Annotated in this window: 24 protein-coding genes; 12 read left to right on the top strand and 12 right to left on the bottom strand. The window is 45.8% G+C overall.

Features of this window, described 5'->3' with window-relative positions:
• Positions 1 to 208, top strand: a 208-nt coding sequence (locus NIES593_RS24665) for a hypothetical protein (RefSeq protein WP_217651968.1), incomplete at its 5' end; no start/stop codon positions are given.
• On the opposite strand, the gene NIES593_RS18640 is transcribed toward NIES593_RS24665, so the two are convergent.
• The 3 genes from NIES593_RS18640 to NIES593_RS18630 all read right to left on the bottom strand — a co-directional run bounded on the left by NIES593_RS18640 (position 147) and on the right by NIES593_RS18630 (position 5112).
• The gene (locus tag NIES593_RS18640) at positions 147 to 1415 is read right to left on the bottom strand and encodes a serine hydrolase (RefSeq protein WP_245817630.1); all 1269 of its coding nucleotides are present in this window, start codon (positions 1413 to 1415) and stop codon (positions 147 to 149) included. The two genes, NIES593_RS24665 and NIES593_RS18640, sit on opposite strands and share 62 nt — an antisense overlap.
• A 275-nt stretch (positions 1416 to 1690) precedes the next feature.
• On the bottom strand, positions 1691 to 2614 hold the full coding sequence (locus tag NIES593_RS18635) for an RluA family pseudouridine synthase (protein WP_425432550.1): 924 nt from the start codon (positions 2612 to 2614) through the stop codon (positions 1691 to 1693).
• Between the two features lie 77 nt (positions 2615 to 2691).
• The gene (locus NIES593_RS18630; protein WP_073601003.1) at positions 2692 to 5112 is read right to left on the bottom strand and encodes a sucrose synthase; all 2421 of its coding nucleotides are present in this window, start codon (positions 5110 to 5112) and stop codon (positions 2692 to 2694) included.
• A 608-nt stretch (positions 5113 to 5720) separates the two neighbouring features.
• Here NIES593_RS18630 and NIES593_RS18625 point away from each other — a divergent pair.
• A complete protein-coding gene (locus tag NIES593_RS18625) occupies positions 5721 to 6923 on the top strand; it encodes an anion transporter (RefSeq protein ID WP_073601002.1) in 1203 nt (400 codons plus the stop codon).
• A 25-nt stretch (positions 6924 to 6948) separates the two neighbouring features.
• On the opposite strand, the gene NIES593_RS18620 is transcribed toward NIES593_RS18625, so the two are convergent.
• Positions 6949 to 7986 (bottom strand): NADP(H)-dependent aldo-keto reductase, encoded by a 1038-nt coding sequence (locus NIES593_RS18620; RefSeq protein ID WP_073601001.1) that lies wholly within the window; start codon positions 7984 to 7986, stop codon positions 6949 to 6951.
• A gap of 6 nt (positions 7987 to 7992) precedes the next feature.
• Positions 7993 to 8634: an ABC transporter ATP-binding protein gene (locus NIES593_RS18615; protein ID WP_342747381.1), complete on the bottom strand. Its 642-nt coding sequence runs from the start codon at positions 8632 to 8634 to the stop codon at positions 7993 to 7995.
• A gap of 219 nt (positions 8635 to 8853) precedes the next feature.
• On the opposite strand from NIES593_RS18615, the gene NIES593_RS18610 reads away from it, so the two are divergent.
• Positions 8854 to 9282, top strand: coding sequence for an acyl-CoA thioesterase (locus tag NIES593_RS18610; protein WP_073600999.1), 429 nt, complete (start codon positions 8854 to 8856; stop codon positions 9280 to 9282).
• Positions 9283 to 9398: 116 nt separating this feature from the next.
• Complete coding sequence (locus NIES593_RS18605; protein WP_073600998.1) at positions 9399 to 9737, top strand: P-II family nitrogen regulator; 339 nt, start codon at positions 9399 to 9401, stop codon at positions 9735 to 9737.
• 46 nt (positions 9738 to 9783) lie between these two features.
• On the opposite strand, the gene rdgB is transcribed toward NIES593_RS18605, so the two are convergent.
• The 3 genes from rdgB to NIES593_RS18590 form a co-directional block, all read right to left on the bottom strand.
• Positions 9784 to 10365 (bottom strand): RdgB/HAM1 family non-canonical purine NTP pyrophosphatase, encoded by a 582-nt coding sequence (gene rdgB, locus NIES593_RS18600; protein ID WP_073600997.1) that lies wholly within the window; start codon positions 10363 to 10365, stop codon positions 9784 to 9786.
• A gap of 13 nt (positions 10366 to 10378) precedes the next feature.
• Entirely contained in the window at positions 10379 to 11821 is a 1443-nt protein-coding gene (locus tag NIES593_RS18595) for a phosphoglucomutase/phosphomannomutase family protein (protein ID WP_073600996.1), read from the bottom strand.
• A gap of 83 nt (positions 11822 to 11904) precedes the next feature.
• Complete coding sequence (locus NIES593_RS18590; RefSeq protein ID WP_073600995.1) at positions 11905 to 12228, bottom strand: hypothetical protein; 324 nt, start codon at positions 12226 to 12228, stop codon at positions 11905 to 11907.
• Positions 12229 to 12440: 212 nt separating this feature from the next.
• Here NIES593_RS18590 and psbO point away from each other — a divergent pair, with 212 nt between their 5' ends.
• From psbO to NIES593_RS18570, 4 genes are all read left to right on the top strand, one after another.
• On the top strand, positions 12441 to 13274 hold the full coding sequence (psbO, locus tag NIES593_RS18585) for a photosystem II manganese-stabilizing polypeptide (RefSeq protein WP_073600994.1): 834 nt from the start codon (positions 12441 to 12443) through the stop codon (positions 13272 to 13274).
• A 288-nt stretch (positions 13275 to 13562) separates the two neighbouring features.
• Entirely contained in the window at positions 13563 to 14351 is a 789-nt protein-coding gene (locus NIES593_RS18580) for an RNA polymerase sigma factor SigF (RefSeq protein ID WP_073600993.1), read from the top strand.
• A 168-nt stretch (positions 14352 to 14519) separates the two neighbouring features.
• The gene (locus NIES593_RS18575) at positions 14520 to 15281 is read left to right on the top strand and encodes a hypothetical protein (RefSeq protein ID WP_073600992.1); all 762 of its coding nucleotides are present in this window, start codon (positions 14520 to 14522) and stop codon (positions 15279 to 15281) included.
• Between the two features lie 3 nt (positions 15282 to 15284).
• Positions 15285 to 15566: a hypothetical protein gene (locus NIES593_RS18570; RefSeq protein ID WP_073600991.1), complete on the top strand. Its 282-nt coding sequence runs from the start codon at positions 15285 to 15287 to the stop codon at positions 15564 to 15566.
• Positions 15567 to 15585: 19 nt separating this feature from the next.
• Here the strand turns inward: NIES593_RS18570 and NIES593_RS18565 are convergent, their stop codons facing one another.
• Positions 15586 to 16128, bottom strand: a complete 543-nt coding sequence (locus NIES593_RS18565; protein WP_073600990.1) for a pentapeptide repeat-containing protein — start codon at positions 16126 to 16128, stop codon at positions 15586 to 15588.
• Positions 16129 to 16364: 236 nt separating this feature from the next.
• Here NIES593_RS18565 and NIES593_RS18560 point away from each other — a divergent pair, with 236 nt between their 5' ends.
• A complete protein-coding gene (locus NIES593_RS18560; protein WP_073600989.1) occupies positions 16365 to 17897 on the top strand; it encodes a SagB/ThcOx family dehydrogenase in 1533 nt (510 codons plus the stop codon).
• A 119-nt stretch (positions 17898 to 18016) separates the two neighbouring features.
• Positions 18017 to 19060, top strand: coding sequence for a c-type cytochrome biogenesis protein CcsB (gene ccsB / locus NIES593_RS18555; RefSeq protein ID WP_073600988.1), 1044 nt, complete (start codon positions 18017 to 18019; stop codon positions 19058 to 19060).
• 105 nt (positions 19061 to 19165) lie between these two features.
• On the opposite strand, the gene NIES593_RS18550 is transcribed toward ccsB, so the two are convergent.
• A complete protein-coding gene (locus NIES593_RS18550; RefSeq protein ID WP_073600987.1) occupies positions 19166 to 19645 on the bottom strand; it encodes a sterol desaturase family protein in 480 nt (159 codons plus the stop codon).
• Positions 19646 to 19845: 200 nt separating this feature from the next.
• Between NIES593_RS18550 and tilS the strand changes: the two genes are divergently transcribed.
• Entirely contained in the window at positions 19846 to 20817 is a 972-nt protein-coding gene (gene tilS / locus NIES593_RS18545; protein WP_073600986.1) for a tRNA lysidine(34) synthetase TilS, read from the top strand.
• Positions 20818 to 20849: 32 nt separating this feature from the next.
• On the opposite strand, the gene hmpF is transcribed toward tilS, so the two are convergent.
• Together hmpF and NIES593_RS25295 are read right to left on the bottom strand one after the other, a co-directional pair.
• Positions 20850 to 22463, bottom strand: a complete 1614-nt coding sequence (hmpF, locus tag NIES593_RS18540) for a pilus motility taxis protein HmpF (protein WP_073600985.1) — start codon at positions 22461 to 22463, stop codon at positions 20850 to 20852.
• A gap of 226 nt (positions 22464 to 22689) precedes the next feature.
• Positions 22690 to 22818, bottom strand: a complete 129-nt coding sequence (locus tag NIES593_RS25295) for a hypothetical protein (RefSeq protein ID WP_281250765.1) — start codon at positions 22816 to 22818, stop codon at positions 22690 to 22692.
• A 161-nt stretch (positions 22819 to 22979) separates the two neighbouring features.
• On the opposite strand from NIES593_RS25295, the gene NIES593_RS18535 reads away from it, so the two are divergent.
• Entirely contained in the window at positions 22980 to 24227 is a 1248-nt protein-coding gene (locus tag NIES593_RS18535) for a response regulator (RefSeq protein ID WP_245817625.1), read from the top strand.
• The last annotated feature ends 44 nt before the right edge of the window (positions 24228 to 24271 follow it).

The following is a 24271-nucleotide window of genomic DNA, read 5'->3' as shown; positions in this document are numbered from 1 at the left end:
CAGTAATAATTACAGCCTTAGCGTAAGTTTCTGTACGGTTGCTACCAAAACGCCATCGATTAACTATCATCGCGGCGATCGCGGAATTAGTCGCGCCGTGGCACTATCATCGATCCGCAGTTTTGCGGATCGATTTGAGTATTTTATTACGTATTCGAGCGATTCTTTGCCTCCTGTTTGGCAGCAGGGCGAGCCTTATACCATTTAAAATGTTGATAGGCTATCCGAGAAATGCCTTGAATGAGCTTTTTGGCATTCCCATCGTTGTGAGGGCGCCTTACTAAAATAGAAGCAATATAACGCTTCCCGCTGGGCATATCTACGATTCCCGCATCGCCCAACACCGAACCAATATCGCCCGTTTTGTGAGCAATCGTGGCATCTTTTTCTAAACCTTGAGGCAGCAGATTTCTGTTTTGAGTTTCTTGCATAATACCCAGAAGGCGATCGCGCGACTTCAACGATACCAGTTCTCCGCGATTTACCATCGCCAGTAAATGCGCCAAATCTCTCGGACTGGTTGTATTCGTCCCTTCTAAATCGGGAAGCGAGTTGTGAATGGCTGTCGAGTTTAGCCCCCAGTCTCGAAAGCGCTGATTGAGTGCTTTTATTCCTCCCAAACGCTCGATTATCATGTTTGTAGCGGTATTATCGCTAATGACAATCATTTTTCTGGCTATCTCTAGAGCAGAGAATTGTTTTCCGGGTTGCTGATATTGCAGATCGCCGGAACCGCCGCCGATCAATTCTTTCTTCATGGTCAGCATTTCATCGAGGCGCACTTTGCCTGCATCTACATCTTGGAAGAAAGCAATCAGAATGGGAATTTTAATAGTACTAGCCGCAGAAAATCCCTGCTCTCCCCGTACATTCACATAATCCCCGCTGTCCAAATCTACAAAAAATGCCCCTGGTTGTAACTTTGGATATTTTGCAGCTAAAGCCTCTAGTTTAGCTTTCAAAGGCAGTAATTCTCGCCTCAGAGATAAAGAAGAGGCAGACGCTTGAGTAAAAGACATACTCCTGCGTGCAACGGCGAAGCCTCCTCTTTCGTGAAAATTAGCTCCGGGAAATTGAGTCGGTCTGATGACGGTTAATACCGTCCCCGCGATCGCGCTTATGCCAATGCCCATAATCGATAAACGGAGCGCGTACAGCAGCAATGTAGCGAAAGGATTTGAAAGTTGCCTTTTCTGACGAATACGAGTGCTTTTTTTCCCGCTTCTACGCTTTCCAGAAACAACTACGGTAGTTTTTTGATCTGGGCGATCGGGTTGAGAACGCGACGAGAGAGTTTTTCTGGGGACTCTTGCGTGACTCGAACTAGGAGAAGTAGATGGTTGAGTCGATGGAGTCCGAGGAGACGATCTTCTCGTCAGCCTAGAGATATTATTTTGACTTAATCGGCGAGACACTAGCGCTATTCCTCTCCTATCATTTTTCTCGATCGGTTGCAGGGGAGTAAGATGCTACTTCTGTTTGGAGATGCTCTACAGACCGAAAAAATTTTACCTTACGAGTAGACCTGCGGCAAAGAACAATTCGCCAATTTCTAAAAGCTTGTTTGCCGCGTGCAACGCCAAAACAGAGAACTGGTAAACCAGTTTATGTAGACGCAAGCGAGAATTTTCTGTTCCCCTTTTTTAGTTATTAACTTCGACTTCCGACTTCCGAATTCCGAATTCTTTCTTTAAAAAGTTCCCTGTCGCTTGCGCAAAATTTCTAAAAGCTTGATAAAGGTTGCAGGCAGGGGCGCGATCGCTTCAATGATTTCTCCGGAAATGGGATGATTTAAGGTAAGCTTCCAGGCATGAAGGGCTTGACCGGATAGATTGACTCCAACAAAACGACCGGAACTGTATAGCGGATCGCCGACGATGGGATGACCCATCTGAGAACTATGGACGCGAATTTGATGGGTGCGACCTGTTTCTAGGCGAAACTGCATTAACGTATAGTTGCCGAGTCTTTCTAAAATTTGCCAGTGGGTAATCGCTTCTCGTCCTCCTTTTCCAACGGGAACGACTGCCATTTTCTTGCGATCGACCCGATGGCGGCCGATGGGAAGGTTAATGATTCCACTCTCCGTTTTGGGAACCCCGTAGACAATTCCCAAATACTCTCTTGTGGCAGTTTTCGCTTTGAGTTGCGCTTGCAGGTGTTGGTGGGCAAATTCGGTTTTCGCAATAACGATCGCTCCCGTGGTATCTTTATCGAGTCGGTGGACGATTCCCGGACGGCTAACGCCGCCAATTCCGGCTAGGTTTGGACAGTGAGATAATAGTGCGTTGACGAGGGTTCCGTTTTCGTGACCGGGTGCTGGATGTACTACTAGATCGGCAGGCTTGTTAATGATAATTAGATAGTCGTCTTCGTAGAGGATATCGAGAGGAATTGCTTCGGGTTGAAGGTCTAGCGGTTGAGTTGGCGGGATGGTAATCTGTAGGCGATCGCCCTCTCGTAGCGCAGTTTTTTTGGCGGTACAGATTTGACCGTTTAATTGGACGTTTCCCTGTTCGATCAACTTTTGCAGGCGCGAACGAGAGAGTTCGGGCAATCGTTGGGACAAATAACTATCCAAGCGATCGCCATAATTTTCTACTTGTAAATTAATGGTCACAGAAACGCTATTGACTAGGTTGGTAGCCAGTACGATTTTCTCCCAGAACTATCCTAATCTAAATTAGGCTGTTATCGCTGCATGTGCAACTCTAAAAGTTGCTTGGCTCGCGGTTTATAGATCAGGTAAAATAACGCTTCGATATAGCGCAACATATCCTCTCGGTTTTCTTTGGAAGTGAAGTTCCAAAAGCCGTAAATTCGTGCCAAAGAAAGCAATTTTGTCGTATGAATTTTCCAGGTATAAGTGCTATAAACCCTGGCGATCGCTCGGTTAGAAACTTCTAGCCAATAGTTAGAATTTCCTTCGCATTTGCAAACAAATTCAAGGATTTTCTTGGCAGTTTCTTCTAAGTTCGTCGGATTGATATAAAACCCATTAACCTTATCTTGAATAATCTCCAAAGGACCTCCAAATTGAGTGGCAAAGGTTGGCAATCCAGAAATCATTGCTTCTAAAATCGTCAAACCGAATGCTTCAAATAGGGCAGGTTGAACGAAAATTCCTTGGCGATCGGCGATAACTCGATAAATTTCTCCCGAATCACTTTTTGGCAAGCGAACGCCCAACCAGCGGATTTTTCCATGTAAATTATACTGGTCGATAATGCGATAAAGCTTTTCAATTTCTTCTCGTTCTTCGCTATCTGTCGATTCAGAAACCGATAATTTCCCCGCCACTAAAATTAAATTACAATGTTCTTGTAATTCTTCAGAAAGACCGAAAGCTTCTGCTAATCCCGTCAAATTTTTGATGCGATCGAGACGCGCCATCGAGAAAATAGGACGCTTATTTAGATCGTCTAATTTACCAAAAACCTGAGCGGGATCTTCGCGCGTAAAAAGTAAATCTTCTAATTGTTCGATCTTGCTTGGAACTCGATCTTCAGTACGAGTATAGGGAAAATAAACGCTTTCATTCACCCCTGGCGGAACCACATTAAATTTTGGCGAAAAAAGTTCGATTCCCTTGACTACATGAAACAGATCTGGCATGGTAAAACTTTCATAGGATTCGTATTGTCCTACGCTATCCGGTCTGCCGACTATCTCTTGATAAGTACTGCTAATAATACAATTAGCAGCATTCATAGCAATGAGATCGGCAGTAAACTGGAGAGAAAAATGATAGGTATTTTCCAAATCTTGCCAGTATAGGTTGCTGAACAAGTATTTAGATTTTTCTAGAGCATGAGCGACATTAAATTGGGTAACATTTAAGCGACGTGCTAGTAAAAAGGCAACTAAATTGCCATCGGAATAGTTGCCGATAATGAGATCGGGTTTGCCTCTAAGTTCGGCATAAAGTTCTTTTTGCGCATCAATAGCAAACGTTTCTAAATAAGGCCAAATTTCAAAGCGAGAGATCCAGTTTTGCGTGACATCAGGATTAAAATCTCGAAAAGGTACGCGCAAAATCCAAGCATTCTCAGTGCCGTGAACTTTCTCCAGACGTTCGTTACACCGCGTTCCGTCGCTATTTGGAATTAAACGGCTGAGAATCATGACTTGTGGCTGAACTTCCAAACCATCCAACCCAGCAAGCGTAATATCTTCTTGAAGCCGTTGTTCTAAACTTCTCGCTTGGTCTAAAATGTAGACGACCTGACCTCCCGTATCGGGACGACCTAAAACCCCCTCCTGTCCGAACCAACCGTGAACGGAGACTAAAACAATGCGGAAGATCATGGGGATACGGGAGAGGAAAGCTTCCATGACTTCGGGGTCGGGTAAATCTATTAGTCGGTCGAGAATTTCTAAAGTTTCCTTGACGCGACCTGCCGTATTTCCCCATCCTGGTTCAAATCCCATTGACTGTAATTCAAAGCGAAATTCCTCATAGGGTTGATTTTCTGGCAGTTCGCTGACAAATGATATGGCATCTTTGACTTGTTCGGAGAGTTGTTGTGAGTTTTTAATTCGTCCGTTAATTAATAAGGTATGACCGTTATAGCTATGGAGGCTGAGAAAGCGAAATAGTGCCTCTAATCCTTGCTGGGGATTTTGAAAGAGTTGGCTGGAGAGAAAGCGGTTGAGAAACTGTACGCCTCTGCCAATATTTTTCGGATCGCGAACGATGGGAGAATAATCGTAGAAAGGCCCGAAATCGATTTCAAATACGTCTCCTTCTTCGGGATGATAATGATTGACAAAGCGATCGCGTATGTCTAATAATTGCTGAATCGTTAGGGGTTCGATGGTTAAGCCGTCGTAGATTCGGTAAAATTCATGTCTGGCAATTTTCGGTCGGTAGACTAAACAAAGACTTTCTTCTTCTAAAATAATTTCCTGAGTATAATAAACTAATTTCCCTACCAGAGAGGTATGATAAAAGCCATCCGATTTTTCATGGAGTTTGCAATAGTTTTCAAAGGCATTCTGAATGTCATTGCGCAATAAATATCGCTTCTCTGACTTTCGTAATTCCTCCAGAAACTGCCATAATTCAATTTTTTCATCTGAGTTGAGTATCGTCTCGATTAAATTAGACATGAAAGTTTCCTAAACGCCAATTGTTTACGCCTTCAATACGTTTTTAATTAGAGGTTGGATTGACCTCTCGAAAGGAAAGATAGACTTCGTATGAATTAATTTTTAGAAGAAAGTGGTCGCAATCTCTAAAAATTTAATCTAAAATCCACAATTCTAAATTCTTCTGCTAAGTAAGGCTTTATTTGGGGTTCTGCGACAAACTGTTTGACAGGAGCGTCGCCTCCTGACAATGTTTTTTGCCTGTCTGATTGCCTCGATTATCCTAGCAATAATCAATCATAGCAATAATCAATACCATTAAGCCACAACGAGTTAATTGTCGAGCTTGGCAGATTAAGGCGAGCTTTTGACGAGATTATTCAGTAAATCTTGATTTTTACTATTTTAGTTTAAAACGTCTGTCAGTCATATTCTTTTCGTTCTCTCTATAGATAGATAAATTTCCGACCGAGAGTTGAGAAAACAAGACAAATTCACAGTATTTTTCCGGAAAAAAATAACGCATTTTAAGCTTAAAGGGATTAGCCGCTCAATAATTGTCAGTAAAATTGATTTTTTTTATGATAAACAGAAGGATTTTAGGAATTAGCTAGTAAGGCGATCGCAATTTGGAAATTATTTGGCAAATCGCAAAAGACGCCGTCTTGGCTTTCGCCTACCTGGGTTTGGCGTTGGGACGACTGCCGGGACTGCGGATGAATCGAGCTACTATTGCTCTAGTTGGAGCAGCTTTTCTCATTGCCCTCAATGTTTTATCTCTACCAGAAGCATGGACAGCGATCGACTCCAATACTATCGTTTTCCTTCTCAGCATGATGGTAGTCAATGCTAACCTTTCCTATTCTGGCTTCTTTCAATTAACCCTGCTTTCTTTGATTCGTCTGACATCGAGTCCCTTTGGCTTACTTTGTGTTTTGACCTTTGGAACTGGAGTGCTGTCGGCATTTTTTCTCAACGATACGATCGCTCTTCTATTGACTCCCCTAATTTTGAAGCTTGCGCAAGCGCTAAAATTCAATCCTATTCCTTATTTACTCGCACTCGCTGGCGCAACTAATTCTGGCTCAGTTGCGACTTTGAGCGGCAATCCTCAAAATATTCTCATCGGTTCTTTTGCTCCGATTAGCTACCTAGAATTTTCTCTTGCCTTAGCTCCTATTGCTATTTTCAGTTTAGCCTTACAAATCGGTTTATTGTGCCTGCTATATCCTGAAGTGCGATCGCGCCAAGCTTCTCTACATCTGCCTCAGCTTCGCTTCCGACTCTTGAGACCGCTACTCAAAAAAACGCTAGTCATTACCCTCGGATTGTTAATCGCCTTTAGCGCAGGCATTCCCATGGGAAAAGCAGCACTGACAGCAGCCGCCTTATTGTTAATCACCCGTCGGGTCAAACCTGAAAAAGTGCTTCGACAAGTAAACTGGAACTTGCTGGTAATGTTTTCTGGTTTGTTTATTCTCACCCATGCCACCCAAACTCTGGGCTGGTTAGAGTTAGTGACTCCGCTAGCCAATACGCCTGCCAAACTACTGGGAGTGACGGCGATGCTATCGAATTTAATCTCTAACGTGCCTGCCGTCTTGGTACTAGCACCAATAATCGAAAAAAACGATCTTTCCTCCTGGTTATTGCTGTCGGCTGGATCGACTTTAGCGGGAAATTTGACCTTGTTTGGTTCGGTTGCTAACCTGATTGTGTCAGAGGCAGCAGCTTCTATGGGCTATCATCTCTCTTTCAAAGAACATTTGCGTTTTGGGTTGCCCCTGAGTGCGATCGCTTTAATCGTCACCTATGTGGGAATTCGCCATTGATAAGCGATCGCTTGCTTTATGCCAACTAAGGTGTAGGATTGGGATAGCGAACGTGAACTGCATCGATTTCTGCCAAGATATCCTTATCTAATTCCACCTCGACGCTACTCAAATTTTCCTTGAGTTGTTCCATTGTCGTCGCACCAATAATTGTACTGGTGACGAACCAACGCGATCGCACAAAAGCCAACGCCATTTTAGCGGGAGATAATCCATATTTCTTGGCAATTTCTACATAAGCTGTTACTGCTTCGGTAAGATTCGGTTTTTCGTAGCGAATGCCAAACCCTTTAAATAGATTCAGTCGAGAATTTTCCGGGATTCGGTCGAGATATTTCCCCGTCAATAAACCAAATGCTAGCGGGCTATAAGCCAACAAACCGATATTATTAAAGCGACAAGCTTCGGCTAAATTAATCTGAAAAACTCGATTGACCAGACTAAAAGCATTTTGAATCGAGACGACTTTAGGCAATCCTAATTTTTGAGCGAGATGACAAAATTCGCAGACTCCCCAAGGCGTTTCGTTACTCAATCCTAGATAGCGAATTTTACCTGCTTTGATGAGGTCGGCAAATATTTCTAACTGTTCTGCAATGGGCGTACTTTCTCTTTCCTGAGTCGGATCGTAATCGGGAGCGCCAAATAGAGGAACGTAGCGGTCGGGCCAATGGATTTGATAGAGATCGATATAGTCTGTTTGCAAGCGCTTGAGACTATCTTCTACGGCTTGATTTACGTTAGCGCGATCGATGCGGTTGTTTCCGCCTCGAAGCCAAGTTAAGCGAGAACTGGGACCCGCTACCTTAGTGGCGATAATTAGCTTGTCTCGCTGCTGCTTGACCAGCCATTTCCCAATATATTCCTCCGTTTTTCCCTGAGTTTCTGCCTTCGCTGGGACTGGATACATTTCTGCGCTATCAATGAAGTTAATCCCCGCAGAAACGGCGTAGTCTAGCTGTTGTCGGGCATCTTCGAGCGTATTTTGCTCTCCGAATGTCATTGTCCCCAGACAAATTTCCGAGACGAATAAATCGCTATCTCCCAGTTGGTTATACTTCATTGGCTCTTAGATCTTTAAAATACCGTCTTCTAGATAAGCTACGCGATCGGCGACATCCACAATGCGAGGATCGTGAGTTACCATGACAACCGTACAGCCTTCTTGCTTGGCTAATCGAGCGAGTAATTCTATGACGGCATGTCCGTTATAGGAGTCTAGGGCGGCTGTCGGTTCGTCTGCCATAATCAGTTTGGGGTTACCTGCTAAGGCTCTAGCAATAGCGACGCGCTGTTGCTGTCCTCCAGACAAATCGCGAGGAAGCAAGTCGGTCTTATCTCCCAATCCAACGGTTGCTAGTAAGTGTTTGGTTTCTTTTTTTGCCATTTTATCGCTCATGCCCTTCATTTTCAGAACAATTTCGACGTTCTCCGCGGCGGTTAGGGCGGGGAAAAGATTAAATTTCTGGAAAATGAAGCCGATATTGTGTAAGCGAAACTTAGCTAGCTCGGAGCGAGACATTGCTGTAATGTCTTGTCCTAGCAAATTCACTTTGCCTTTGCTGGGCGTTAGTAGCCCTGCCAAAATAGAAAGCAAAGTGGTTTTTCCAGAACCCGAAGGTCCCATGAGAAGTTGAATCGTACCGCTGTTGACTTCTAGATCGATCCCCTTGAGAGCTTGGTAAGACTGCTTGCCGGATTGGAAAGTCATTTCTATGCCGTGACAAGCAATTGCGATCGCAGACCGGGTGTCTAAGCGATCGCGATCGACCGACGAATCGAGCTGAGTGCGAATAGAAGACAAGAGTCGAAAACTAGCTACAGTACACATCTATTGTGGCAAATCTGGCAGAATATAACGCAAGATTAACCTCTATCAACGATGGCTGTTGCGATCGCGATCGCAACTTGGTTATGACACAACTACAACATGCGCTTTACTTATTACCGAACAATTCGTTTATCGGATACCGATGCCGCTGGGGTCATTTATTTCGCCCAGTTGCTATCAATTTGTCACGAAGCCTATGAAGCTTCTCTAGAGACAGTTAGTATCGATCTTAGGACATTTTTTGACAATTCTTCGACGGCCATTCCCATCGTTCATGGCTCTCTAGATTTCTTGCGTCCGATTTTTTGTGGGGATCGATTGGCGATACATTTGTTCTCCCGGCAGTTGCAAGAGAACGAGTTTGAGATTGACTATTCAATTTATAGTCGCTCCTGTCGGGCAGAGTGTTTGGCAAAGGCAAAAACCAGACACGTCTGTATCGATCCCATCGCGCGACGCAGAACTTCCCTACCCGAATCTATGGTTCGATGGCTAGCACTAGAGCCACCTTTGCCCGAAAATCGATAAACGGTTGGGCATACCTTAGCAAGCTTCACAAAAATTTCCACCTTGGAAGCGATCCTAAAGTGGCAGGCTCGCCGTATAAATAAACCAATAGAAGAGTTGAATTAGGAGTTGAGACCTTGAAAAAAATAGAAGCTATTATCCGACCCTTTAAATTAGACGAAGTCAAGATTGCCCTGGTCAATGCTGGCATCGTGGGCATGACAGTGTCTGAAGTTCGGGGATTCGGTCGCCAGAAAGGTCAAACAGAACGCTATCGCGGTTCGGAGTATACTGTTGAGTTTCTCCAGAAACTAAAGATAGAAATTGTTGTCGAAGATAACCAAGTCGATTTGGTCGTCGATAAACTGATCTCGGCTGCACGAACCGGAGAAATCGGCGACGGCAAAATATTTATTTCTCCCGTCGAGCAAATTATCCGCATTCGTACTGGCGAAAAAGACTTGGAAGCGATTTAGCAGCAATGAAGGATGAAGGATGAAGGCTGACTTCATACTTCATACTTCACACTTCACTCTCTATTTCTCGCAACTTAGGCAGTAATTTTTCAAAAGCTCGACCGCGATGGCTTAATTTTCGCTTGACTTCTGGTTGCATCTGGGCAAAAGTTTGTTGTTGTTGGGGCACGTAAAAGATGGGATCGTAGCCGAAGCCCCCCGTACCGCAAGGTTCGCGGAGGATTTCTCCTGGACAAGTCCCTTCGACGAAGGCGGCAATCGAACCATCTCGACGCGCGATCGCGACGGCACAGACGAATTGAGCGCGTCGATTTTCGCTATCTCCTAGCTCTTTTAAAAGTCTTTCGATCCGCTCTTGGTCTGTCTTCCCGTAACGGGCAGAATAAATGCCCGGCGCTCCCCCAAGCGCTTCTACTTCCAATCCAGAGTCGTCGGCGATCGCCCATTCTCCTAACGCTCTGGCTACCTGGGAGGCTTTGAAACAAGCATTGGCAATAAAAGTGTCGCCGGTTTCTTCTATATCGAGATCGTCGGGTTTTAATTGTAATTCCCAAGCAAAACCCGTCAGATATTCTTGTATTTCTCGCAGTTTACCGGGGTTTCCGGTGGCTACGATTAATTTTCTCATTTTAGTCGCGATTTTAAATTGAGTTTGCCCAATCCCTTGCCCAATTTAAAGTTTGACGAACCTGCGTCGCTGTGGGCGCTTCGCAGTAGAGACGCAAAACGGGTTCGGTGCCGCTAAAGCGAATCAGCAACCAACTGCCGTCGGCGAGGCGGAACTTATAGCCGTCCATCGTCAGGCAATCGACAACCGCTTTTCCGGCAACTTCTTTGAGCGGTTGGCTTTCTAGGCGTTGGAGTAACTTATCTCGTACTTGCATACTGGCTAGGGGCAGATCGATGCGATCGTAGGCAGAGGTAAAACCGGTTTTTTCTTGCAGTCGAGCATAGATAGCGCTTAAATCTTGCCCCGACTCGATCGCGGCTTCGAGAACGTAAAGTGCCGATAGGAGGGCATCGCGTTCGGGAATGTGAGTTCCATAGCCAATTCCCCCCGACTCTTCCCCGCCAATGAGAACTTGAGCGCTGAGCATGCGATCGGCGATGTATTTATAACCGATGGGCGTTTCAAAAACGGGCAGGTTGTAAAGTTTTGCCAAACGCGGAATCAGGTCGGAACCGCTGACCGTTTTAACGATTTCTCCCGTCATGCCTTTGCGTTCGGCGAGGTGTTCGATCAGAATGGGAATCAAGACTTGGGAACTGAGGAAATTTCCTTGTCCGTCTACTGCCGCGACGCGATCGCTATCGCCATCGAAAACCAATCCCACCCGAATGCAATTTCCTCCTTGACGGGCATCGCTTTTAATTATCTCAAATAACTTGGGAATATAGCGCGGTAGGGGTTCTGGCGCGCCGCCTTCAAATAAGGGATCGCGATCGCCATTAATTTCCGCGATCGGACAGTCGAGCAAGCGACCCAATCCAGAGGCTGCCGCACCGTGCATCACGTCGGCAAAGACCTTGAGTTTCCCAGACGCGATCGCGTCTTTAATTGCATCAATCTTGACCTTAGCCCGCAACCCGTCGCAATAACTCGACCAGGGCTCGAATGCGGTTAAACTTCCCATTTGTCTACCATGGGAGACATTTTGGGACAGCAAAGCTTCGATCTGCTGCGTCACTTCCGGGGATACCGAACCGCCAAAGGCACCCTTGACCTTCAATCCGAGATATTTCGCTGGATTGTGGCTGGCAGTCAGAACGATCGCTCCCAAGGCATTTTGGGTTTTGGCTGCCCAACTGAAAGCGGGTGTCGGGGCGTAAGACTCGGACAGCAAGACATCAAACCCTGCTTCTCGAATGGATTCGGCTGCTGCTTTGGCAAAATCTTCTGCCATGAAGCGACGATCGTAACCCACGATAATGCGGCGATCGCCCGCTGCCGTTCCATAGTTATCGGCTAAAACCTTAGCGGCTAGCGGGGCTAACATCCACACCCGCTCGAAGGTAAAATCGGCGGCGATAACGCCTCGCCAGCCATCGGTACCAAATTTAATCGGGTTGACGGTAAAAGGCATGAAACTCGCTTGCAAACTCTTATCTTCTCCCAGATTAGCCGTTCGAGTTCGTTTTGAAAACTCGTTTTGCGCGTGAAACTCGATTATGGCCGTTCGCGCTTTTGGGGATCTTCGTCCGCAGCCAATTTTTTGAGCAAAGCTTGCAGTCTCATTCGCTCGATATAAGGCCATCCCCCGGTTTCCTCAATTTCTCTGAGCAAGTTGGAGAGAGCATTACGAGTATTAGGTAACGACGGCTCGAATAATTGTTCTCGAATATCTCGATGCAAGCACTCTAGAGCGCGCAGCAAAGTCAGCAGGCAATGACTGTCTCCTTGGCATTGTTTCGCGATAGCCCATACTGTCGTCGAAATCTCTTGTAACGATTCTTCTAGCTGGCTGCTATCCCAATCTGGATAAATGTTCATCGATCTGAGTTAATAAGCGATCGCTCTCATCATAATCGATGGCGCAAACAATCCCTCTAGCTTTCGCGATTTGGGGTATCTAAATTTGGTACATTAGATTGCGGTGCAACTAAAATAACTTGTCCAAGATGCCATTAATGGCTTTTAGTTTAATACTGCTTATATGGACAAGACTTTACAAATTAGAGATTGACGAAGCGAGGTTAACAACAATGAGATATCGCGCCTTAATCGTTGCCTTTTTGGCATTATGTTTGGGAATACTGACAGCTTGCAGCGAAGGACCAGCCACCGCAGCCGACCGCGAGCAATTGACTTACGATGAAATTCTAGGAACCGGGCTTGCCAATAAATGTCCGCAAATTTCAGAATTTACGCGCGGCACGATTCCCATCGAACCTAACAAGAGTTATCGCGTTTCCGATTTGTGCTTAGAACCCCAAGAATATTTTGTCAAAGAAGAACCCAAAACTAAGCGGCAAGAAGCCGAATTCATTCCAGGCAAACTCTTGACGCGAGCTACCACTACCCTAGAGCAAATTACCGGAACAATTACCGTAGATGAGAATGGGGTGTTGACCTTGAAAGAAGAAGACGGTATTGACTTCCAGCCCATTACCGTTCAGGTTCCCGGCGGCGAACAATTTCCTTTCTTTTTCACCATTAAAAGTTTAGAAGGTCAAACAGAACCCGGCTTTACTTCCATCAACAGCTCGGTAGACTTTGAAGGACAATTCAAAGTTCCCTCCTACCGGGGTGCAGGATTCCTCGATCCTAAAGGTCGTGGGGTCTATACGGGTTACGATACTGCTGTTGCTCTTCCAGCTAGTGGGGATGAAGCCGAATACAGCCGCGCTAACGTTAAGGAAACCACTGCTGGTGTGGGGAAAATTTCTTTGCAAGTCACCAAAGTTGATGGAGAAACTGGCGAAATTGCCGGAGTGTTTGAAAGCGTGCAGCCATCAGATACCGATCTAGGCGCCAGAGATGCTGTAGATGTCAAAGTTCGCGGAATTTTCTACGCTCGCGTCACACCAGAAGCTTAGTTCAAAGATTGTTCTAGCAACCTTTGCCAACAATCTATCAAATATAAATCTTCGCAGGGGATATTCCCTCTTATTTAGCAAGGTTTTTAAAAATAACTCGAATGAATCTCCGTATAATTGCGGAGATTTTTTTTATTTTTTAAGCATCTAATATCGTAAAAATGCTGTTGTAACTAGGCTGGCGCAAACAATAAGCTGTAGATCGTTTAGGGCTGTAATAAAAGAAAAAAAGCCTTAAAACAACGAAAAACATTTTGCAGCCGATCGCTTTCTTCAATTAATTGCGCTATGTATATCTCGGTTAAAGATACCACTAAAGACAACCTCAAATTAGAGACTTTGAGCTTATTTAGAGAGTATAAAAAGACTGCTAAAACAGAACTTCGCGATCGAATTCTCAAACTAAACTTTGGATTGGTGAGAAAAGAAGCCCACCATTGGGTAAACCAATGTCATGAAAGTTATGAAGATTTACTTCAGGTTGGCTGCATAGGCTTAATTAGAGCCATAGAAAGATTTGACTTAGAAAAAGGCTGTGCTTTTAGCTCCTTTGCCGTTCCTTATATCCGAGGTGAGATTCAACATTATTTGCGCGATCGCGGGCATTGCGTTCGCATTCCTAGACGCTGGCAGGAAGTCGGACAGCAAGCGATGGCAATTCGCAAAGATTTCCAGACTCGTTTCAACCGCCAACCTACCGATTCAGAGATAGCGCAGGTTTTGGAAATCTCTCTCCAAGAATGGCTGGAAGTCAAGCTAGCAATGCGAAATCGCGAACCCATTAGCTTAGATGTTTCCGTAGGCAACGATGACGACGGAGAAACCAGCTTGGGCGACTTAGTTGCCGATCCTAACTACCGCAGTTTCCAACTAGCACAAGAAGACCAACTTCGCCTACAACACGCTTTGGCACAGCTTGAAGACAAGACGCGACACATTCTGGAGTTTGTTTTTCTACGGGATTTAACCCAAAAAGAAGCTGCCGAACAGTTAGGCATCAGTGTTGTGACCGTATCGCGTCGCGTCAAGAAGGGATTAGAGACCCTGAAAAACGCAATGGGCAAAGAAATCTTTTAACAGAGGCAAGTGGGCACGACCGTGTGCCCTTCATTTGGACGTTGCAGACAAAAAATCTCCGCCTTTTGTGAATTGTTCTTTTAGAATTTAAATCGTAGTGCCAAAATTTAATTTAATCTTTCATAGTTATTATTAGTGTCTTTACTTAGGAGGCGCAGAGATTCAATCGTGAAAAAATCTTTGTTCATCTTATCTATAGCGACAGTCGCTCTCTCGATTGTCGGCTGTTCGTCGTCCCAACCATCGGGATCTAACCAAGCACAACAACCCCAAGCGACTGAAACTCCTCAGCCAGCTTCCTCTCCCAGTCCCGCAGCAGCAACTCCTGAAGCTGAGAAATCCTCGCAACCCAAGACTGCTGAAAAAAAGGAATCAGTGGTTGGTTTAATCCCCTCAACCAATCCAGCACAACGCAGACAAAAAATCGCCCAAGGACGCAAAGATCCTTTTGCTTTCGTTCCCGTCAAGCCAACGCCTAAACTCAATCCACAACAACTCCAACCTCAATCTAATACTCCTCAACCGCCGACGGCGAGTTCTCCTCAACCATCGGCACCTTCGCCATTTGGATCTTCTCCCACCCCGATTCGTCCCCCAGCTCCCCTTCCACCTCAACCCGAAATCGCTCAAGCCGTTGCCATAACTGGAATTATCGATATGGGCGGAGTGACTCAAATTATTGTCAAAGCTCCTGGCGAACGAGCTAGCCGTTACGTCCGAGTTGGAGATTATCTCTCTAACGGACAGGTGCGAGTCAAACGCATTGAAAATGCTCGGAGTGCTACGCCTGTTGTCGTTCTTGAAGAGTTGGGACAAGAGGTATACAAAAACGTTGGCGAGGGAGTCGCCCAACAACCTTCCCAAACTAAGCCAGATCGAGAAGAGAAAACGGCACTCTCGCTTCCAGAATCGCTAACGGGAGGCTTTTGAGATATGGGCCAAACAGCAATTGAAGGGCTACGAGAACGGGTTACTTACCCCGGTTTGCCTTTAGCCATTTACCGAGAGGTGGCAGCTCATCTACGGCAAGTCTTGGGAATAAAAGCAACGCTCATTGCTCAAGATTGCCAGCAGTTCGACTACAACCAGAGTCAAATCGGCGCTTTGCAGGTTGAATATCCTACGAATCTCAGCGATCGCGATCGCCAACAAGTAGAAGCAATTTTAGCCTATTACGCTAGAGTTTACAGCCCTTATCAGCGTCAGCCGATTTAACAGAGAAGATAACCGTTTCTTACTCTTCACCACTTAACTGTCGGTAGCCGTTCGGATTAATCGTGCTAGCATCCAGTTGGGCACGATCCAAATCTACGTTCTGCGCGCCAAATAGATTAGCTCCCCCAAGTTGAGCTTGGTAGAGATTGGCTTTCTCTAAATTAGCTCGGCGCAAATCTGCGTGACTTAAGTTGGCGTAGCTGAGATCGGCAAACGATAGATCGGCTCTCTGTAAATCCGCTTCGCTCAGGTTTGCTTCTCGCAAATTCGCATAGCGCAGATTGGCTCTAGAGAGATTAGCTCTTTGTAGATTTGCTTTAGTTAAATTCGCTTGGCACAGCTGCGCGTTGCTCAATTGAGCAGTCTGAAATTCGACTTCTTGCAGATTCGCATTGGTTAAGTTGGCATAGGGGAGATAAGCTTTCTGAAGATTGCTGCGAGCGAGATTGATTTCCTGTAAATTCGCTTCAAATAAATCTGCTTGATTTAAATCTAGTTCGGTAAAGTCTCGTTGACCTTCAATATATTGCGCTAATAATTCTTGTGCACTTAGCTTTTGCATATAGGTTTGCTATTGTGTTCTTCCGTTGATACAGTCTGTCTGAGCTGGCGAGCGGCTTTTCTTTTGAGTATTTATGCTCAGCTTTTTCTTAAAATAGAAGACTGTAGCCTTGATAACATTTCTTTCTAACTTTTTTTTAAGATTTATAACGAAACCATCAATGGCAGATAGCAGACAGCAAAAACCTCAAAGCTTTGTCAAGATGGAAAACGAAGCGAAACGAGCCGGCAATCTCTATGGCATACTTGCAGACATCAATTGCTACTCACTACCACGAGCGAACCAAATACCATCCAGAAACGATCGCCTCCAAAAACAAAGCTCTGGATTGGGCAAACCAGCCATCTCCTTTTAAAGAATACAAAATTGGTAACGCGATCGACCTCAAACCCTACCTGTCACAAGAGTGCGGAACCTCGCTCGAACCGAGCGAGCGCAATTGGCGGCGACTGTCGCGATTGTTATTTTGCAGTTATGGCTTGACTGCCAAGCTGCCAACCATGGGAGCGCCAGTGTATCTCAGGGCAGCTCCATCGGCTGGAGGATTGTATCCAGCCGAGGTTTATCTGATTTCTCGCGGCACTCCTCTATTGGGTGCGGGATTGTATAACTATCAGCCACAAAACCATTCCCTGATTCATTTTTGGGCGAGTGATGTTTGGAATGACCTACAAGCAGCCTGTTTTTGGCATCCAGCTTTAGAAAATACCCAACTTGCGATCGTCACGACAGCGATTTTCTACCGTTCGGCGTGGCGTTACGAAGATCGCGCCTATCGTCGAATTTTCTTGGATACCGGACATCTGCTAGGGAATATTGAGCTAGCCAGTGCGATGAATGATTACCGACCCCATCTCATCGGTGGATTTAGAGATCGAGCAATGGACGCTCTATTCTATCTCGATCCCAAACAGGAAGGAGTCATTACAGTCATTCCTTTAGCAGATTTGCTAGACATTAGACAACATTTGCCTAGCGGTACGACTGCCTTAGCTTCTGACATTCAGACACAATATCCAGAGATTCCCGACGGAGAGTTGTTGGGCTATTTTCATCAAGCAACCGAGATCGATCGCGCCGAACCTCCAGCTCCCCCCGAACGAGTAGAGGAGGCGATTTCTTTAGAGGATAAATATAACTTTCCCTTCTGTCTAAAAATTTCCACAAAAACTAATCCCATTGCTTGGGGAGAGAGGCTCTCAGAACTAGAAAGTACTATTCTGAGGCGGCGTTCTACTCGCGCCTACACTGGCGAAGAGCTGACCCTAGAGGAACTAAAAGCGTTACTGCATTTTACCTATCATCCCGAAGATTATATCGACCAGGGATTGGATCTCTCTCCAGACTATTTTGATTTGGATTTAATCGAAACCTTTGTAGCCGTGTCTGGGGTGACGGGATTAGAAGAAGGCTGTTACTACTACGCTCCCAAAGCTCAAGAACTGCGGCAAATTCGCTTCAAAAACTTTCGACGCGAGTTGCATTTTTTGTGTTTGGGGCAAGAATTGGGTAGAGATGCGGCGGCTGTGGTTTTCCATACCGCCGATTTACAGAAGGCAGTTGCTAAATATGGCGATCGCGCCTACCGCTATCTACACATGGATGCCGGACATTTAGGACAGCGACTCAATCTGGCAGCTATTCATCTCAATCTCGGCGCAAGCGGCATTGGCGGCTTTTTTGACGACCAGGTAAATGAGGTTTTGGGAATTCCTGAAGATGAAGCCGTCATTTATATCACGACTTTAGGAAGACCCCGATATCACTGAGTGATTATCGGTATGCCAAGAACAAAGGACAAATAACCAAGGACAGATGACCAATAACCTACAATTGAATAATGACAAGCTTAGTGCTGTCAGTTATTAAAAAACTCTCTTAGAAGATTATGGATTTAGTAACCCTTCAAAACATTCTAGACAATACTTCGTTCTTAGTTTTATTTTTGACGATGCTGATTTACTGGGGAGGTGCTGCCTTTCCAGAAATTCCTTATCTATCAGCTTTAGGAACGGCAGGGATCTGGATTGCCAACTTGTGTATCGCTGCTTTACTAGGCGCTCGTTGGCTAGAGGCGGGTTATTTCCCCTTGAGCAATTTATACGAATCGTTATTTTTCCTGACTTGGGGAATAACCACTATTCACCTGATTGCCGAGAGAATGAGTCGCAGTCGCTTAGTAGGCGTAGCGACAACCCCGGTAGCGATGGGAATTACAGCTTTTGCCGCTCTATCTCTTCCCTCAGAGATGCAAGCCTCTGCTCCGTTAGTTCCGGCACTGAAATCTAATTGGTTGATGATGCACGTCAGCGTCATGATGCTCAGCTATGCTGCGCTCATGGTAGGTTCTCTACTCGCGATCGCTTTCTTAATCGTTACTCGCACTCAAGCGGTAGAGCTACGCGGCAGTTCCGTCGGGACGGGCGGCTATCGTACTAATCTTCGCTCGCTCAGCTCCCAACACCAGCTAACAGATAATAATTCCACTGCTGTCGCACCCGTAGTGTCACAGAGCAATGGCAGAGGCAGCACGGCAGTTCTCAATTTAGCTACGCCGCCAACAACTTCTATTGCCGATGTTCCTGCGGCTCCCACCCTTTCTCCCCAACGTCTAAATTTAGCCGATACCCTCGACAATATTAGTTATCGCATTATCGGACTGGGCTTTCCTCTCCTGACGATTGGCATTATTGCTGGAGCAGTTTGGGCAAATGAAGCCTGGGGTTCTTACTGGAGTTGGGACCCTAAAGAAACTTGGGCATTGATTACTTGGCTGGTATTTGCCGCCTATCTCCATGCTCGCATTACTCGCGGCTGGCAAGGGAGGAAACCCGCGATTCTAGCTGCTAGTGGTTTTGTTGTCGTCTGGGTTTGCTATCTGGGCGTGAATTTATTGGGTAAAGGACTACATTCTTACGGTTGGTTCTTTTAAGCTCGCGATCGCCCAATAGCTAACAAGCATTGATTAACTCATTCAACTGACATAAAACTCTCAGGGGCGATCGCATCTGAACTGACTCTATTAAGCTTTGCCGACTTATTTAGCACTTAAACTATCCGATGAATTCGGTTGAGACTGCCTCTGACAAGACCATTCTATCGGCTTGTAAGTGCCAAAGACTCGATCCCACCAATCTACAGACAGACCAAAGTTATGATGCCAAGTGTAATTGTGGTGAAGATAATGAACGGGCACCTTCATCCAGATACATTTAGTTGGATTCTCGTGCTGAAGTTGATGGGTATAAGCAGCAAAAGCGGCAAAGACTAAACCACCTAAAATAGCGCCTATTCCAGCTGACCAGGCAATCAAAAATATTGGGCAGAAGATTAAAGCAACCACACTATAGTCTTTAAAGTCCACGAGCACCCCAGGACTTTCGTTGTTGTAATGATGTTTGTAGTGAGAGGTAAGACGATTGCCAAACCAAGGCCAGAGGTGCATCAAACGATGAATCCAGTATTCAACAAAGCTGGAGAAAATAAAAGCGATTACAAAGTAGGCGATTGTTAGCATAAATCTGTCTTTGCGTCCTTTGGTAGCATGATGTATTTTGAAATAGCATTTCTAACGGATTGGTTTGAGTCCCCAAAATGAGCGAGTGTAGCCATGCTAGCAGATAGCTGGCTAAGAAAAGGACTTTTGAGGCAAAATTAGTCAAAATATCGACAATCGCTCGGACAAAATCTCCTTACCTCGTCCAATTTCACTAGGACATGATAAATAGCTGGACACTTCTCCACGCACGGGTACATCAGACACTGCGGCAACGGCAACTGTTAAAAAAAGATCGGCGTTTGTTGGTAGCGGTATCTGGGGGACAGGACTCTTTATGTTTGATGAAACTACTGCTAGATTTGCAGCCGAAATGGAATTGGCAGCTCGCGATCGCCCATTGCGACCATCGTTGGTCAACAGATACGGGAATTGCCGAACATGTTGAAAAACTCGCCCGTCAATGGGACATTCCTTTCTACCTCAAAACTGCCGAGCAAATTGCGGAAACCGAAGCAGCCGCTAGAGAATGGCGCTACCATGCTTTAATTGAAATTGCCCAGGAACAAGGATTTGAAGCAATCGTTACCGGGCATACTCTCAGCGATCGCGCCGAAACTCTCCTATATAATCTCATCCGAGGTGCTGGTGCTGACGGACTCAGTGCCCTTACTTGGCAGCGTTCTCTAACCCCTAAAATCGAGCTGATCCGCCCTCTTCTGAACGTTTCTCGCGCGGAAACTCTAGAATTCTGCCAAAAGTTTCAACTCCCTGTTTGGGAAGATGCAGCGAATCAAAACCTCAACTATGCTCGCAATCGCATCCGCACCGATTTATTGCCCTATTTACAAACTCACTTCAATCCACGAGTAGAAACGGCATTAGCACAAACGGCAGAATTACTGCGAGCAGAGGTAGAGTATCTAGAAGCATCTGCCAGTCAGCTATTACAACAAGCGATGACTGGCGAGCCAATAAAATTAAATCGTTTTTGTTTGCGTGGCACTCCCCTTGCCCTACAAAGGCGAGTCATGCGGCAATTTTTGCAGCAATGTTTGAGCCAAGCACCCACTTTCGAGCAAATCGAAGCGCTAACGAATCTCATCAACGCCCCTAACCGAACTCGGACTCCTCCATTTCCTGGAGGAGCAGTTGCAGAAGTCCAAGGCGATTGGATTATTTTGAGGTGTTAGTTTAATTGTTTACTTCCGACTTCCGAATTGTATTAAGCGATCGCTTGGGGTTGTTCTACAGAACTAAACAACCGTGCCACTTCCTCTACCTTCTGTCGGCTTTCTGTTAAGTTACTTTGCAAGGGAGTGAGAGCTTCTTCATAAAGCTTGATACGCGACTGAAGTTCTGACAAAGCTGCCTTGGCTTGCTCCCAGTTGGCTTCTTGCCGTTGTAACTCTTGGGTTTTAACGGCGCGATCGCTTTCTTGCTGGGCAATTTGTCGTCGAAGCTCTTGGATGCTCGAGTGCAACTGTTCGATCTCTTTCTCTTGCCGTTGCCGATCTTGTTGGGCGTTGCGTTTTTTCTCTTTTAACTGAAGCAGAATTGGCTCTAGATTGATTTGCTGGAGATTATCCTCTATCTCCATCACTCCCTGACGGCGGCGCAACACTTTTAGGTACTGAGAAAGAATCGCTTGTCGCTCTCTAAGCCTGCGCCGCTGACCGAACAGGGTTTCATCGAGCATTTTTCTTCTCTCTTGCTCTTCTGCCAGTTCTGACTCAAGATCGAAGCGATCGTAATCGTTAGCTGTTTTTAATTTTTCTTCTAATTCTGCAACGGCTTGGCATTGCAAGGATAGTTCTTCTTCTTGATCGTTGACAAAACGAACTAACTTATCAAAATCTGCTTGGAGATTCTTAACCGTTTCCTGTAACTCTCCCAAAGGCATATTTTCCAGAGTTTTAATGTCAACTTGTTGTTTGCTTTGGGTGTCTCCCGCGCCAGTCAGAATTTTTCTTAAGTCCTCCGTCGCTCCGATTTCGAGATTGGTGCGCTCCAAAAGTTCTTGCTTGCTTGTCAGAAGCGATTCGCGCACCTGAAGTTGAATTTGGCTTTCCTGTAGTGCAGCGACGAGCGACTCTAACTCCTGCTTGCGAGTTTTAATCGCTTCGCTGTGTTGGTTAATATCGTTTTGTCGTTGTTCGAGGCTGGCTTTTTCTTGTTCGAGTTGTTGTAGATGATTCTTTAAGAGGGTTTGTTGGCGCTCAAGCGCTTCCCGTGCCGACTGGATCTGCGCTTCTACGGCAGTGGCGCGATCGAGATTGGCGAAAAGGCGACCGATAATTGCTTGAACCTTGCCAACTTGCGGCGAATTCCAATCAATTGGACCAATTTGTCGGTGCAACTGTTCGATGCGCTCTTGCTCGGCTCGAAAACGCTGCCAATTCGCCTCCATTTCCTGTCGCTGGCGTTCGAGTTCCTGAAACTCTTCTTGCATCTGGTCGATTTGTTCGAGCCGCGCCTCCATGTCCATTTGGCGGCGGGTGAGTTCCTCGCTTTGAATGCTCAGAGACTGTTTCCATTGTTCGATTTCTTCTTGTTGGTCTTTTGTCTTTTCCAGAAGCCGAGACAGCTTTTGCAACTGCCTTACTAGCTCGATGCCAGCCAATTCGGGTTTTCCCTGAAGTTGTCGATTGTTACTTAGGTTGACGAGTACCAACGCTCCTTCTCCAGCTTGGGCGATCTCGTCGCAGGCGATCGTTTCGTCACCCGGTACGGCACTCCAAGTTTGGTCGTTGTGCTGGCAAGCTAGGAGCTTGAGTTCCGTTTTTGCTCCGCCTATGAATCCTTTTATTTGCTTTTTAACTTCTGCCAGATATAGCACGAGTCGCGATCCTCTTGGTATCTCTTTTGCCTAACAATTGACAATAAGGTTAATGAATATTGCAATCGTTCTCGATAAAACGGGGCTAAGCCTAGCATTATTAATAAAATTGATATTTTTTTTCTTATCTCTTAGCATGACATATAAGTTTTGTGCGCATCTGCCCAGTGTGGCATTCATAAAAGTTAACAAAGCTCTTTGAGAATTTAAATTTCTATAAATGTAGCTAATTTATGGCTTTCTTTGCCAGACAATCTGCGATCGCAAGCTTGACCTGCTCGACTATTTTTGTGGCGATGACAGTTTGCTTGCTCCCAGGTTGACTGAGATCGCGAGACCATCGAGAAAATGACATCGCTAGGATCAAGGATAACCAGCTTTAGAAGACCTTGCCAAGACCTTTGCCAAAAGTAGTGCCAATCGAGAAAATTATCTTTCCTAAGTATTCCTCTAAACTAAGCTATCATATAGGACAGCTATTTAAGATTTGCCAATCTAATTAGTATAAAGAATTCTTTGCGAGCAGACGATCGCCCCATGCAGGGAACGTTATCTGAAATCGATCTCCGAAGTGTCCTGCAACTGATCGAATTGGGTCAGCGAACGGGCGAGTTATTAGTTGAAGCCTATCCAACTAGCTTAGAGGATTCGGATAGGAAAGTTTGGAAAAAAGATTGGCAGACTTTTGCTTGCGAGCCGAAAACAACTTTAGGAACCGGACAGTATTGGCTGATTTTTTTCGTTAATGGGAAAATTGTCTACGGAGCCGATCGCGCCAGTAGCAGTCTAATCCGCCTGCGCGATTACCTCCATCGCTATCAAGCCCAAGGAGCGATCGACCTGTTACAGAGCGCGTCGCTCGCAACGACCAACGAGCCAGAGTATGCCTATCTTTGGCTAATGTTGGAGAAAAAACAGCTCTCGCCAGAGCAAGCACGCAGCATCATCGAAAGCGCGATCGCAGAGGTACTGTTCGATCTATTAAGCCTGCGTCATGGCGCATTCGTTTTTGAGGCAGGGACGGCGCTTGCTCCCCAATTGATCGCCTTAGACGTTGCCCCCCAACTGGTTAAGATCGTGGGGCAACTACAGCAGTGGAAACAATTTCATCCCTACATTCAGTCACCCCATCAAAGTTTCATCATCGGCAACGAAGCCAGATTAAAGGCAACTTTACCCGAACAAGCCTATCAAAGTCTAGCCCGTTGGGCAGATGGCAAAACTTCACTGCGCCAACTCTCCAGATTTCTCAACCGCGATTTATTAACCCTCGCCAAAGGGATATATCCCTACGCCGAGAGGGGATGGATTCACCTAATCGATGCGATCGCGCCAAAGAAACAGAAGTCTCAATCAAGTTCGGAAGTCCAAGAAGGGAACCATTCCCCACACGTGGTCTGCATCGACGACGATGCGAGCATCGGCAAAATAGTCGAATATATCCTCCAGGAGAAAGGTTTTCGAGCTACTGCGATCGCCGATCCGCTTCAGGCGTTGGGTCGGGTTTTCCAACTCAAGCCGGATCTGATTCTGTGCGACATTGCCATGCCGCAACTGGAAGGGTATGAGGTCTGCGCCATGCTGCGGCGATCGGTTGCGTTTCGGCAGACTCCCATCATTATGTTGACGGGCAAGGAAGCCTTTGTCGATCGGGTAAGGGCACGCTTGGTAGGCGCGACTGACTATCTAACTAAGCCGTTTGGAGAAAGCGAGTTACTATTGTTGTTAGAAAAATATTTGAATTTAGAAATGTGCCTGAAGTAACGTGGGGGCAAAAAAAAGAATTGCACTGTGGTAGTTAGCGGCAA

The sequence above is a fragment of the Hydrococcus rivularis NIES-593 genome (assembly GCF_001904635.1).
Classification (GTDB): Bacteria; Cyanobacteriota; Cyanobacteriia; order Cyanobacteriales; family Microcystaceae; genus Hydrococcus; species Hydrococcus rivularis.
Note: the sequence above shows the minus strand (reverse complement) of the source record. Positions and strands in the feature narration are given on the sequence as shown.